Raw genomic sequence first — 12936 nt, 5'->3', positions numbered from 1 at the left:
GACCCGCTTGACGGCTAGCGCCGTCGGAGACCCTTGTAATGCCCGATCATGATGTACGCCTGCAAGACCTGAACGTATGGCTGGCTGAACAGCTGGCAAATCTTTTCCAAAACCAGGGCTGGGGTCCGGTTCCTGCGGGCTGCCTGACCGCTGCCAGCAGTGACGCGAGCTTTCGCCGGTACTTTCGCTGGGCGGTCGATGGCCGCAGTTTTATTGTGATGGACGCTCCGCCGCCGCAGGAAAACTGCCGGCCTTTCGTCCAGATCGCTCATTTGCTGGCCAGTGCCGAGGTCAATGTGCCGGTGATTCACGCTCAGGACCTGGAACGTGGCTTCCTGTTGCTCAGTGACCTGGGCAACCACACCTACCTTGATGTGATCAGTACCGATAACGCTGATGAACTGTTCGACGACGCCATCAAGGCGCTGCTGGCCTTCCAGCAGTTGCCGATGCAGGCGCCCTTGCCCAGTTATGACGTTGCCTTGCTGCGCCGCGAGCTGGAGCTGTTCCCTGAGTGGTACGTGGGGCGTGAGTTGGGCGTGGCACTGAGCAATGAGCAGCAGGCGATGTGGCAGCGCGTCAGCACCTTGCTGATCGACAGCGCCCTGGCTCAGCCCAAGGTGCTGGTGCATCGCGACTATATGCCACGCAACCTGATGCAGAGCGTGCCCAACCCTGGCGTGCTGGATTTTCAGGACGCGGTGTACGGCCCGGTCACCTACGACATCACCTGCCTGTTCAAGGACGCGTTCCTCAGTTGGCCGCAGCAGCGGGTACAGGGCTGGCTCAAGGCCTACTGGCAGCGTGCGAAGGTCAAGGGTGTGCCGGTGCAGGCTGATTTCGAGGACTTCCAGCGGGCCAGCGACCTGATGGGCGTGCAGCGCCACCTCAAGGTCATCGGGATCTTCGCGCGCATCTGCCACCGCGACGGCAAGCCGCGCTACCTGGCCGATGTGCCGCGTTTCTTTGCCTATATAGATGAAGTGATTGCCCGGCGCCCTGAACTGGCCGAGCTGGACACGCTGATCGAGAGTCTGCAGGCCGCAGGCGGAGCGCGCGCATGAAGGCGATGATCCTGGCCGCCGGCAAGGGCGAGCGCATGCGACCGCTGACCTTGCACACGCCCAAGCCACTGGTGCCGGTGGCCGGTGTGCCGCTGATCGAGTACCACCTGCGTGCGCTCGCCGCGGCAGGTATCACCGAGGTGGTGATCAATCATGCCTGGCTGGGCCGGCAGATCGAGGACCACCTGGGCGATGGCGCCCGCTTTGGCGTGAGCATTCGCTATTCGCCCGAAGGCGAGCCGCTGGAAACCGGAGGGGGCATCCACAAGGCCCTGCCCTTGCTCGGTGATGCGCCCTTCGTGCTGGTCAACGGCGATATCTGGACCACCTACGACTTCAGTCATCTGCCCAGGACGCTGAACGGCCTGGCGCATCTGGTGCTGGTGGACAACCCTGAGCATCACGGCAAAGGTGACTTCCGGCTGCACGACGGGCGCGTCTGGGACGCCGATACCGTCGCGCCGACCCTGACCTACAGCGGGATTGCCGTGCTGGCCCCGGCGCTGTTCGACGGCTGCCAGGCCGGCGCCTTCAAGCTTGCGCCGCTGTACCGCGAGGCCATGCACCAGGGGCAGGTCAGTGGCGAGCACTTCACCGGCCCCTGGGTCGATGTGGGCACCCTCGAGCGCCTGGCCGACGTCGAGCGCCTGCTCGCCGAGCGTCGCTGACATGTTGTGGCCAAGCACAGTGATCGGTGCGGGGGCGGGCTTTGTCGTTGCCAGTATTCCAGGGGCGTTACTGGGGGCATTGCTCGGTCAGGCGATGGATCGCCGTTTGCAGTTGCACAGCTGGGCGCACCTGCGTGAGCGTCTGGGCGGGCAGGCGGTGTTGCGCGATGACGAGGTGCTGTTCGTGTTGCTGGGGCGCCTGGCCAAGAGCGAGGGCCGGGTTGTGGATGGGCACATCCAGCAGGCGCGTCAGGAGATGCTGCGCCTGGAAATGAGCGAGCCGGCCCGCCTGCGCGCGATTGCTGCGTTCAACCGTGGCAAGAACGGCGGTGAACGGCTCAAGGGGCATTTTCGTCGTCTCAAGCAGCAACCGCATGCCGCGGAAGGCGTGTTGCGTGCCTGCTGGCGAATGGTCTGGGCCGATGGCCGGGTCGGTCGGCACGAGCGTGAGCTGATTCTAAAGTGGGGGCAACAGTTGGGCTGGTCACAGGCCAAGGTTCAGGCGCTGGCCATCGATTATGAACCCCACAAGGCCGCCCTGGACGGGCAGGGCATCAGTTATCCCGATGCCCTGCGCCTGCTGGGTGTGCTGGTGGAGGCCGAGCCTGCGCAGATCAAGCAGGCTTACCGCCGACTGCTCAGCCGGCACCACCCGGACAAGCTGGTGGGCAACGGCGCCAGCCCGGCGCAGGTGCGCGAGGCTACCGAGCGCACCCGTGAACTGCACCAGGCCTATGCGGTGATCCGCAAGCGTCGCGGCTTCTAGTTGGCCTGTTGCGGGCTCAGCCAGCCGCGGATACGCCGAAACAGCTGTTCTTGCTCGGCGGCCTGGTTGCCGGGCACGGCGGTCAGGGCGACCTGGCGGTATTGGCTGTCCTTGAGCCGCTTGCTGGCTTGCAGGCGGGCCACCGCGGCCTGTCTGGCCGAGGCCTGGCTGGCGTAGTAGAAGTCGGCAGTGGGCAGCTTGAGGGTCGGGGTCAGGCTGTCGAGGCTGTGTTCTACACGTGCCGGGGTTTGTGCCGCGACCATTACCAGCTTCTGCACCTGCGGCGGCTGGCGCTCGCTGATGTAGCGGGCGGCCCAATACGCGCCGCTGCCGTTGCCGAGCAATACGATGCTGCGTGCGTTCTGCTGCTGGGCATAGGCGACGGCGGCATCCAGCCGGGCGAAAATGCGCTCGGCGTCGGCCTTGTCGGCGGCTGCCGGGTCGGTGTGGGCTGGCGGCTGCGCACTGTCGGCGTTTTCGGTTTCTGCCGCGGTGGCCTGGGCGATGTTGGCGTTGGCATCGGCCGGGGTGTCCTTGGCCGGTGCGCCCTTGACGTCCTTTTCCGGTTGCGGGGCAGGCGCCGGGGTTTCGCTGCGCGCTACCGGGCTGTCGGCCAGCAGGTCGGGCAGGCTCACGCTCAGGCTGGCCCATTGTGCGTCGGGGAATTTGCGCCGCAACGGGCCGACGGTCCTGGGCCAGTCGGCGGTTTCTCCGGCCCCAGGCACGATCACCAGCACACCTTCGGGTGTGGGGCTGTTGGCGGGTTTCCACAAGGCCAGGAAGCTGTCGCTGCCGGCCTGCAGGGTTTGCTGCTCGTCCTTGGGGATTTGCCGCTCCAGCGCCTGGGCATCTTCCTGGCTGCGTTCGGCCAGCGCCTGACGCTGCACGGGCGGCGTGCCCGCTTCGGCGGGCGTTTCTTCAGCCAGTGCTTGTGCGGTACAAGGTAGTATCAAGGACAGGCATAGCGCTGAAAGCGCCGTGCGGTTGAGTACGAACATTGATCGATCCAGGCCAGAGTGATACCGGCAGCCTAATGGTATTTGTGCGCGACGGCCATGCTCGATGGCGGTCCCTGCAGTGACGAGAGTGAAGATGATGCGTTTGCGCTGCCTGTTGCTTATCGGCTGTTTCGGCTGGCCCTTGATGGTGGCTGCCACCACGCTGCCAGCGCCCGTCGCGGTGCCGCTGGACCCTGCCCAGCAGCAATGGCTGGATCAACACCGCAGCCTGCGTGTGGGGCTGGTACTGCAGGCGCCTTTTGCGCAATTCGACCGACGCCTGCAGCAGTTGTCCGGGGTCAACGTCGAATTGATGAACTGGTTGGGCAGGGCACTGGGGTTGGACCTGACCTGGCGCAATTTCACCGACCAGGCGGCGCTGGAACATGCGCTGGCCGGGGGCGAGATCGACCTGGCACCGGGGCTCACCCAGACCCCGGCCGGGCTGCGCCGCTGGCTGTTCAGCGACCCCTACATGCGTGTGCCGCAGTTGGTGGTCGGGCCGCGCAATGGGGCGATGGCGGTCGACCTGGAAAAGCTCGCCAGCAACGAGCGGGTGGCCGTACGCATGCCCAGCGCAGTGGCTGACTACCTGCGTGCGACCTACTCCAACCTGAATCTGCAGGGCGTGCCCATGGAGCGCCAGGCCCTGCAACTGCTGCTCAGCGAACAGGTGCGCTATGCGGTGGTGGACGAGGCGCAACTGAGCCGGCTGTCGCGCGAGAACGAATTCAGCGACCTGGTGGTGGTCGGTGACATCGGCCTGCCGCAACTGTTGCGGGTGGGTTCGCGGCGCGACTGGCCACAGTTGGCCGAGATCATCGAGCACGGCCTGCAGGCGATCCCGGCCAAGGACCTTGAACAACTGCACAACCGCTGGCTGCAACCCAAGTACCCGCGCCTGAGCGAGTCGCCAGGCTTCTGGCAGAACCTGGCGCTGTTGTTTGCAGCCCTGCTGTTGAGCTGTATCGCCATTGTGATCTGGCAGCGTCGCCAGCAACAGCAGCTGGAACTGAACCTGCTGGCCGCGCGGGAGAACATCGCCAAGCGCCTGGCGCGCGAAGAGGCCCTGCGCCTGAGCCAGTTCTCCCTTGACCAGAGCACCGTGGGCATCCTCTGGGTGCATTGGGACAGCCACGTGCGCTACGCCAACCGCGCCGCCGAAAGCATGCTCGGCTACACCGCCGGCGCGTTGATCGACCGGCCGCTGATTACCATCGAGCCCAACCTGCACATGGACCGCTGGCTGGACCTGTGGAAACGTGCGCGGGCCAGCGATGAAGCCGCACAGCGGTTCGAGACACAGTGCCTGCGCGCCGATGGCACCTTCTTGCCGGTGGATGTGTCACTGAGCTTCCTGCGTTTTCGCGATGCCGAGTACCTGGTGGTGTTCCTCAACGATGTGACCGAGCGGCGCCGCGCGCTGGCAGCGCTGCGCGAGAGCGAGGCGCGCCTGAAGGGTATTGCCGGCAACGTGCCGGGGCTGGTGTTTCGCCTGGAGCGCAACCCGGCGGAGGGCGAGCTCGAGTTCCCCTATATCAGTGAAGGCAGCGAGGCGCTGGTGGGCTACTCGCCGGCCGAGCTGCAGAACCCGCAGATGGGCTTGCGCAGCCTGGTGCATGGCGAGGACCGCGCCGATTACCACCGCGTGCAGGATCAGGCGCTGGCCACCGATCAGGACTGGTCGTGGCAGGGCCGCATGCTCACCCGCCAGGGCGAACAGCGCTGGGCCGACATCAAGGCCAGTACCCGCAGCCTGGGGGACGGCCGGGTGGTGTGGGATGGCGTGGTGTGGGACATCAGCCAGAGCAAGCGTGCCGAACTCGAACTGGCGCGCTCCCAGGAGCAGTTGCGCGAGCTGTCGGCGCACCTGGAAAGCGTGCGTGAGGAGGAGAAGGCGCGCATCGCCCGCGAGGTGCATGACGAGCTGGGGCAGATGCTCACCGTGCTCAAGCTGGAAACCTCGATGTGCGAACTGGCCTATGCCAGCCTGGACCCGGGCCTGAACGAGCGCCTGGGCAGCATGAAGCGCCTGATCGCGCAGCTGTTCCAGCTGGTGCGCGATGTGGCCACTGCGCTGCGCCCGCCCATCCTGGATGCCGGCATTGCCTCGGCCATCGAGTGGCAGGCACGGCGCTTCGAGGCGCGCACGCAGATCCCGTGCCTGGTGCAGGTGCCGGACAACCTGCCGCCCTTGAGCGACGCCAAGGCCACCAGCCTGTTCCGCATCCTGCAGGAGGCGCTGACCAACGTCATGCGCCACGCTCAGGCACATACGGTGGAGATCAGCCTGAGCCTGGACGACGCGATGCTGTGCCTGATCATCAGCGACGATGGCGTGGGTTTCGTGCACAGTGACCAGCGCCCCACCTCGTTCGGCCTGGTGGGCATGCGCGAGCGGGTGCTGATGCTGGGGGGCACCATGCACCTTGAGAGCGAGCCGGGCGAGGGCACCACGTTGAGCGTACGCGTCCCTCTGAACAACGACAGGAGCTGACAGTGATTCGAGTATTGGTTGCCGAAGACCACACCATCGTGCGTGAAGGCATCAAGCAGTTGATCGGCCTGGCCAAGGACATGCAGGTAGTGGGCGAGGCCGGTAATGGTGAGCAGTTGCTCGAGGCCTTGCGCCATACCGAGTGCGAGGTGGTGCTGCTGGATATCTCGATGCCGGGGGTGAACGGGCTGGAGGCCATCCCACGGATTCGTGCCTTGAGCGCGCCGCCGGCGATCCTGGTGCTGTCCATGCATGACGAGGCGCAGATGGCGGCGCGGGCGTTGAAGATCGGCGCGGCGGGGTATGCCACCAAGGACAGCGACCCGGCGCTGCTGCTGACCGCGATTCGACGGGTGGCCGGTGGTGGGCGCTATATCGACCCGGACCTGGCGGACCGCATGGTGTTCGAGGTGGGGCTGACTGATTCTCGGCCGCTGCATTCGCTGTTGTCGGAACGCGAGTTCTCGGTGTTCGAGCGCCTGGCCCAGGGCGCCAACGTCAACGACATCGCCCAGCAGCTGGCGCTGAGCAACAAGACCATCAGTACGCACAAGGCGCGCCTGATGCAGAAGCTCAACGTGAATTCGCTGGCGGAGCTGGTGAAGTATGCGATGGAGCACAAGCTGGTGTGAGTGTTCCAGAAGCGACACCGTGTTGATGCCTTCGCTGGCAAGCCAGCTCCCACAGGGATCGCCGGTGTACGCCAGATCTGTGGGCGCTGGCTTGCCGGCGACGGCGTCAGCACAGTCATCACCTTGTCTGAAAACGCCATCCTTGTAGGGCAATCCCTACCCTCAACGTTCCACCCGGCTGATGCGATTCTCTCAGCACCCCCGATTTGCGCCACCGTGCACCTTCTCTAGTCTTGGGTCACAGCAGTCATCCAACAAAAAGGTGCGGGTATGAGTGAGGTGAATTCGAGCGCTGCAACCGGCGAAGTGCTGGTCAGCTTCCGTGGTGTGCAGAAGAGCTACGACGGCGAGTCGCTGATCGTCAAAGACCTGAACCTGGATATTCGCAAAGGCGAATTCCTGACCCTGCTCGGCCCCTCGGGCTCGGGCAAGACCACCAGCCTGATGATGCTGGCCGGTTTCGAAACCCCCACTGCCGGAGAGATCCTGCTGGACGGTCGTTCGATCAACAACGTACCACCGCACAAGCGCGACATCGGCATGGTGTTCCAGAACTACGCACTGTTCCCGCACATGACCGTCGCCGAGAACCTGGCCTTCCCCCTGAGCGTGCGCAACCTGAGCAAGACCGACATCAGCGAGCGGGTCAAGCGTGTGCTCAGCATGGTCCAGCTCGATGCCTTCGCCCAGCGTTACCCCGGCCAGCTTTCCGGCGGCCAGCAGCAGCGTGTGGCACTGGCCCGCGCGCTGGTGTTCGAGCCGCAACTGGTACTGATGGACGAACCGCTGGGCGCACTCGACAAGCAACTGCGTGAGCACATGCAGATGGAGATCAAGCACCTGCACCAGCGTCTGGGCGTGACCGTGGTGTACGTGACCCACGACCAGGGCGAGGCGCTGACCATGTCCGACCGCGTCGCGGTGTTCCACCAGGGCGAGATCCAGCAGATCGCCGACCCGCGTACCCTCTACGAAGAGCCGAAGAACACCTTCGTCGCCAACTTCATCGGCGAGAACAACCGCATCAATGGCCGCCTGCTCAGCCAGACCGGCGACCGCTGCCTGGTGGCCCTGGCCCGTGGCGAGCAGGTCGAGGCGCTTGCAGTAAACGTCGGCCAGCCCGGCGAGCCGGTGACCCTGTCGATCCGCCCGGAGCGTGTACGCCTGAATGGCCACAGCGAAAGCTGCGTCAACCGTTTCTCCGGGCGTGTGGCTGAATTCATCTATCTGGGCGACCACGTGCGGGTGCGTCTGGAAGTGTGCGGCAAGGCCGATTTCTTCGTGAAGCAGCCGATCGCCGAACTCGACCCGGCGCTGGCCGTGGGCGACGTGGTACCGCTGGGCTGGGAGGTCGAGCACGGTCGTGCGCTCGATCCTATTCTGGAAGCCCACTGAGGTTTGCTTCACCAACCCCCTGCAACGTGGAGAGAATAATAATGCACAGACACTTGAAGCTGACCGCCCTGGCCCTGGGCCTGTTCGCTGCAACCCAGACGATGGCGGCGGCCGATCTTACCGTGATCTCTTTTGGTGGCGCGAACAAGGCAGCCCAGGTCAAGGCGTTCTACGAGCCGTGGGAAAAGGCGGGTAACGGCAAGATCGTGGCAGGCGAGTACAACGGCGAGATGGCCAAGGTCAAAGCCATGGTCGACACCAAGAGCGTGAGCTGGAACCTGGTGGAAGTGGAGTCGCCGGAACTGGCCCGAGGCTGTGACGAAGGCATGTTCGAACAGATCGATCCGGCGCTGTTCGGTGACGAAGCCGACTACGTGCCCGGTGCGATCCAGCCGTGTGGTGTGGGCTTCTTCGTGTGGTCGACGGTAATGGCCTACAACGCCGACAAGCTCAAGACCGCGCCGACCAGTTGGGCAGACTTCTGGGATACCAAGACCTTCCCGGGCAAGCGCGGCCTGCGCAAGGGCGCCAAGTACACCCTCGAGTTCGCCCTGATGGCCGACGGTGTCGCGCCCAAGGATGTGTACAAGGTGCTGGGTGACAAGGAAGGCCAGGACCGCGCCTTCAAGAAGCTCGATCAGCTCAAGCCAAGCATTCAGTGGTGGGAAGCCGGTGCACAGCCGCCGCAGTACCTGGCTTCGGGGGACGTGGTGATGAGCTCGGCCTACAACGGGCGCATCGCCGCCGTGCAGAAGGAAAGCAACCTGAAGGTGGTGTGGAACGGCGGCATCTACGACTTCGATGCCTGGGCCATTCCAAAAGGCGCGAAGAACGTCGAAGACGCGAAGAAATTCATCGCCTACTCGGTCCAGCCCGAGCAGCAGAAGGTCTATTCGCAGAACATCGCCTACGGTCCGGCCAATTCCAAGGCGGTCGCGCTGCTGTCCGACGAGATCAAGAAGGACATGCCGACCACCCCGGAAAACATCGCCAACCAGGTGCAGATCGACGTGGCGTTCTGGGCGGACAACAGCGAGCAGCTGGAACAACGCTTCAACGCCTGGGCGGCGGCCAAGTAAGCCGTGCCGACGGGGCGTCAGCATTGTGCTGACGCCTCCTGTTCCCAAGATTTTCGGAGTTCGTTATGGCCATCGCAGTGCCCCTGAACGAAGGCGCAGGTTCCAACCTCAAGAAGCGTCTGGCGCGCGCCGAGCGGGTAAACCGCTGGAAGGCGAAGGCGCTGATCGCGCCACTGGCGCTGTTTCTGTTGCTGGTTTTCCTCGTGCCGATTGCTGCGCTGCTGTACAAGAGCGTGGGTAACCCCGAGGTGGTCGGCGGCTTGCCGCGCACCGTGGTGGCCGTGGCTGAGTGGGATGGCAAGAGCCTCCCGGGCGAGCCGGTGTACAAGGCGCTCAGCGAGGACCTTGCCGAATCGCGCAAGAACCAGACCCTGGGCGACCTGTCCAAGCGCCTGAACATGGAGCTGGCCGGCTACCGCAGCCTGATCGCCAAGACGGCCCGGGCCTTGCCGTTCAAGACCGAGCCGGCCTCCTATAAAGAAGCACTGCAGGAACTCGATGAGCGCTGGGGCGACCCTGCGTACTGGCAGGCGATCCGCCGCAACACCAGCAGCGTGACCCCGTTCTACCTGCTGGCTTCGGTGGACCACCGCATCGATGACCTGGGCGAACTGGCGCCCACCACCCCGGACCAGGCGATCTACCTCGATATCTTCGCCCGCACCCTGTGGATGGGGCTGGTGATCACCGTGATCTGCCTGGCCCTGGCGTATCCGCTGGCCTACCTGCTGGCCAACCTGCCGACCCGGCAGAGCAACCTGCTGATGATCCTGGTACTGCTGCCGTTCTGGACGTCGATCCTGGTGCGGGTGGCGGCGTGGATCGTGCTGCTGCAGTCAGGCGGGCTGATCAACAGTGCGCTGATGGCCGTGGGGCTGATCGACAAGCCGCTGGAGCTGGTATTCAACCGTACCGGCGTGTACATCTCGATGGTGCACATCCTGCTGCCGTTCATGATCCTGCCGATCTACAGCGTGATGAAAGGGATTTCCCCGACCTACATGCGTGCAGCGATTTCCCTGGGTTGCCACCCGTTCGCCAGCTTCTGGCGTGTGTACCTGCCGCAGACCTATGCCGGTGTGGGCGCGGGTTGCCTGCTGGTGTTCATCCTGGCGATCGGCTACTACATCACCCCGGCGCTGCTGGGCAGCCCGAACGACCAGATGGTCAGCTACTTTGTCGCCTTCTACACCAACACCAGCATCAACTGGGGCATGGCCACCGCGTTGGGCGGGTTGCTGTTGCTGGCCACCGTGCTGCTGTACCTGATCTATAGCTGGCTGGTGGGCGCAAGCCGCCTGCGTCTGAGCTGAGGAGCGTTGTCATGCTGAGCCCTTACATGTCGCCCGTCGAGCGGGTCTGGTACTACAGCTTGCGCATCCTTTGCGGGCTGGTGCTGTTGTTCCTGGTGTTGCCGGTGCTGGTGATCATCCCGCTGTCGTTCAACTCGGGCAGCTTCCTGGTGTACCCGTTGCAGGGCTTCTCGCTGCAGTGGTACCAGGACTTCTTCGGCTCGGCCGAGTGGATGCGTGCGTTGAAGAACAGCATCATCGTGGCGCCGGCGGCGACCCTGCTGGCGATGGTGTTCGGCACCCTGGCCTCGATCGGCCTGACCCGTGGCGACTTCCCCGGCAAGTCACTGGTGATGGCGCTGGTGATTTCGCCCATGGTGGTGCCGGTGGTGATCATCGGTGTGGCCAGCTACCTGTTCTTTGCTCCGCTGGGCCTGGGCAACAGCTTTACCTCGTTGATCCTGGTGCATGCGGTGCTGGGTGTGCCGTTCGTGATCATCACGGTGTCGGCGACCTTGCAGGGCTTCAACCACAATCTGGTGCGCGCGGCGGCAAGCCTTGGCGCTTCGCCGGTGACGGCGTTCCGCCGGGTGACCCTGCCGTTGATCGCGCCGGGGGTGATCTCGGGGGCGCTGTTCGCGTTCGCGACCTCGTTCGATGAGGTGGTGGTGACGCTGTTCCTGGCCGGGCCTGAGCAGGCCACGCTGCCACGCCAGATGTTCAGCGGGATTCGCGAGAACCTGAGCCCGACCATCGCGGCGGCGGCGACCTTGCTGATCGCGTTCTCGGTGGTGCTGCTGTTGACGCTGGAATGGCTGCGTGGGCGCAGCGAGAAGATGCGTACCCAGCAGCCGGGTTGAGGCTGACGACCTCTTCGCTGGCAAGCCAGCTCCCACACGGTTCTGCGGCGTTCGCAAAACCTGTGGGAGCTGGCTTGCCAGCGAAGGCCACACTGCCGACTCACCGTCGGCTTGATGCCAGTCAGCCCCTGAGGGGTTGCCTGAGGTACAATGCGCGCCACCGTGATTCTGCCCAACAGGTGCGCCATGCAGCCCTACGCTATTGCTCCCTCCATTCTTTCTGCCGACTTCGCCCGCCTGGGCGAGGAAGTCGACAAGGTGCTCGAAGCCGGCGCCGATATCGTCCACTTCGACGTGATGGACAACCACTACGTACCCAACCTGACCATCGGCCCGATGGTCTGCAGCGCCTTGCGCAAGTACGGCGTGACCGCGCCGATCGACGCCCACCTGATGGTGACCCCGGTTGACCGCATCATTGGCGACTTCATCGAGGCCGGCGCCACCTACATCACCTTCCACCCCGATGCCACCCTGCACGTCGACCGCTCGCTGCAACTGATCCGTGACGGCGGCTGCAAGGCCGGGCTGGTGTTCAACCCGGCCGCCTCGCTGGACGCGCTCAAGTACGTGATGGACAAGGTCGACATGATCCTGCTCATGAGCGTCAACCCGGGCTTTGGTGGCCAGAAGTTCATCCCCGCCACCCTCGACAAGCTGCGCGAAGCACGCGCGCTGATCGATGCCAGCGGGCGTGATATCCGCCTGGAAATCGACGGCGGCGTCAACGTCAACAACATCCGCGAGATTGCGGCGGCCGGTGCCGATACCTTCGTGGCCGGCTCGGCGATCTTCAATGCCCCGGATTACAAAGAAGTGATTGCCAGGATGCACGCCGAATTGGCTCTGGCCCGCCCATGAGCGGCTTCGAGCAGCTGTTCCCCGGGAGCCTGCCCAAGCTGGTGATGTTCGATCTGGATGGCACCCTGATCGACTCGGTGCCGGACCTTGCGGCTGCCGTGGACCACATGCTGCTCGAAATGGGCCGCCCGCCGGCCGGCCTTGCCGCTGTGCGCGAGTGGGTCGGCAACGGTGCGCCGGTGCTGGTGCGCCGCGCCCTGGCCGGCAGCATCGAGCATGCCGAGGTGGACGACGACGAGGCCGCGCGCGGCCTCGAACTGTTCATGCAGGCCTACGCCGACGGTCATGAGCTGACGGTGGTGTACCCGGGCGTGCGCGACACGCTCAAATGGCTGCACAAGCAGGGCGTGGAAATGGCCCTGATCACCAACAAGCCGGAGCGTTTTGTCGCGCCGCTGCTGGACCAGATGAAAATCGGCCGGTATTTCCGCTGGATCATCGGCGGCGATACCCTGCCGCAGAAAAAGCCCGACCCTGCCGCGCTGCTGTTTGTCATGCAAATGGCCAACGTGCCGGCGCAGCAGGCACTGTTCGTGGGCGATTCGCGCAGTGATGTGCTCGCTGCCAAGGCCGCCGGCGTGCAGTGCGTGGCGCTCAGTTACGGCTACAACCATGGTCGCCCGATCAGCGAAGAGTCGCCTGCGCTGGTGATCGATGACCTGCGCGCACTGCTGCCTGGTTGCTTAGATTCGGCCACTGAGCTAATGTCGGACGATCAATCCCCCCCTGATAGAGATTCCATCGTGGTGGCACCCGGCAAACTCTGGATGAAAGTCATCAAGGCCCTGGCCCGTTGGCGTTGGCGCGCCTGACTTTTTTCTGGC

At 64.5% G+C, this 12936-nt stretch carries 12 protein-coding genes; 11 read left to right on the top strand and 1 reads right to left on the bottom strand.

Features of this window, described 5'->3' with window-relative positions; genetic code table 11:
* Positions 1–38: 38 nt before the first annotated feature.
* From KUO17_RS01330 to KUO17_RS01320, 3 genes are read left to right on the top strand one after another with little or no spacing between them, the layout of a single operon-like run.
* The gene (locus tag KUO17_RS01330; protein ID WP_217973251.1) at positions 39–1064 is read left to right on the top strand and encodes an aminoglycoside phosphotransferase family protein; all 1026 of its coding nucleotides are present in this window, start codon (positions 39–41) and stop codon (positions 1062–1064) included.
* A complete protein-coding gene (murU, locus tag KUO17_RS01325; protein ID WP_217973250.1) occupies positions 1061–1732 on the top strand; it encodes an N-acetylmuramate alpha-1-phosphate uridylyltransferase MurU in 672 nt (223 codons plus the stop codon). Before KUO17_RS01330 ends, murU begins: the two co-directional genes overlap by 4 nt.
* Before the next feature lies 1 nt (position 1733).
* Complete coding sequence (locus tag KUO17_RS01320) at positions 1734–2498, top strand: DnaJ domain-containing protein (RefSeq protein ID WP_217973249.1); 765 nt, start codon at positions 1734–1736, stop codon at positions 2496–2498.
* On the opposite strand, the gene KUO17_RS01315 is transcribed toward KUO17_RS01320, so the two are convergent.
* Positions 2495–3496, bottom strand: a complete 1002-nt coding sequence (locus KUO17_RS01315; RefSeq protein ID WP_217973248.1) for an alpha/beta hydrolase family protein — start codon at positions 3494–3496, stop codon at positions 2495–2497. The two genes, KUO17_RS01320 and KUO17_RS01315, sit on opposite strands and share 4 nt — an antisense overlap.
* Positions 3497–3590: 94 nt before the next feature.
* On the opposite strand from KUO17_RS01315, the gene KUO17_RS01310 reads away from it, so the two are divergent.
* The 8 genes from KUO17_RS01310 (at position 3591) to KUO17_RS01275 (ending at position 12924) form a co-directional block, all read left to right on the top strand.
* Complete coding sequence (locus KUO17_RS01310) at positions 3591–5993, top strand: PAS domain-containing sensor histidine kinase (protein ID WP_217973247.1); 2403 nt, start codon at positions 3591–3593, stop codon at positions 5991–5993.
* Positions 5994–5995: 2 nt separating this feature from the next.
* Positions 5996–6625 (top strand): response regulator, encoded by a 630-nt coding sequence (locus KUO17_RS01305; RefSeq protein ID WP_217973246.1) that lies wholly within the window; start codon positions 5996–5998, stop codon positions 6623–6625.
* Positions 6626–6895: 270 nt separating this feature from the next.
* Complete coding sequence (locus KUO17_RS01300) at positions 6896–8020, top strand: ABC transporter ATP-binding protein (protein ID WP_217973245.1); 1125 nt, start codon at positions 6896–6898, stop codon at positions 8018–8020.
* A 41-nt stretch (positions 8021–8061) separates the two neighbouring features.
* Complete coding sequence (locus KUO17_RS01295; protein WP_217973244.1) at positions 8062–9099, top strand: ABC transporter substrate-binding protein; 1038 nt, start codon at positions 8062–8064, stop codon at positions 9097–9099.
* A gap of 65 nt (positions 9100–9164) precedes the next feature.
* Positions 9165–10412 (top strand): ABC transporter permease, encoded by a 1248-nt coding sequence (locus tag KUO17_RS01290; protein WP_163949917.1) that lies wholly within the window; start codon positions 9165–9167, stop codon positions 10410–10412.
* Between the two features lie 11 nt (positions 10413–10423).
* A complete protein-coding gene (locus tag KUO17_RS01285) occupies positions 10424–11251 on the top strand; it encodes an ABC transporter permease (RefSeq protein ID WP_217973243.1) in 828 nt (275 codons plus the stop codon).
* A gap of 186 nt (positions 11252–11437) precedes the next feature.
* Entirely contained in the window at positions 11438–12112 is a 675-nt protein-coding gene (gene rpe, locus KUO17_RS01280; RefSeq protein ID WP_043863783.1) for a ribulose-phosphate 3-epimerase, read from the top strand.
* The gene (locus KUO17_RS01275; RefSeq protein ID WP_217973242.1) at positions 12109–12924 is read left to right on the top strand and encodes a phosphoglycolate phosphatase; all 816 of its coding nucleotides are present in this window, start codon (positions 12109–12111) and stop codon (positions 12922–12924) included. The genes rpe and KUO17_RS01275 overlap by 4 nt, the downstream gene beginning before the upstream one ends.
* The last annotated feature ends 12 nt before the right edge of the window (positions 12925–12936 follow it).

Source organism: Pseudomonas aegrilactucae (genome assembly GCF_019168305.1).
Taxonomy (GTDB): domain Bacteria; phylum Pseudomonadota; class Gammaproteobacteria; order Pseudomonadales; family Pseudomonadaceae; genus Aquipseudomonas; species Aquipseudomonas aegrilactucae.
This window is presented reverse-complemented; position numbering and strand designations above follow the sequence as displayed.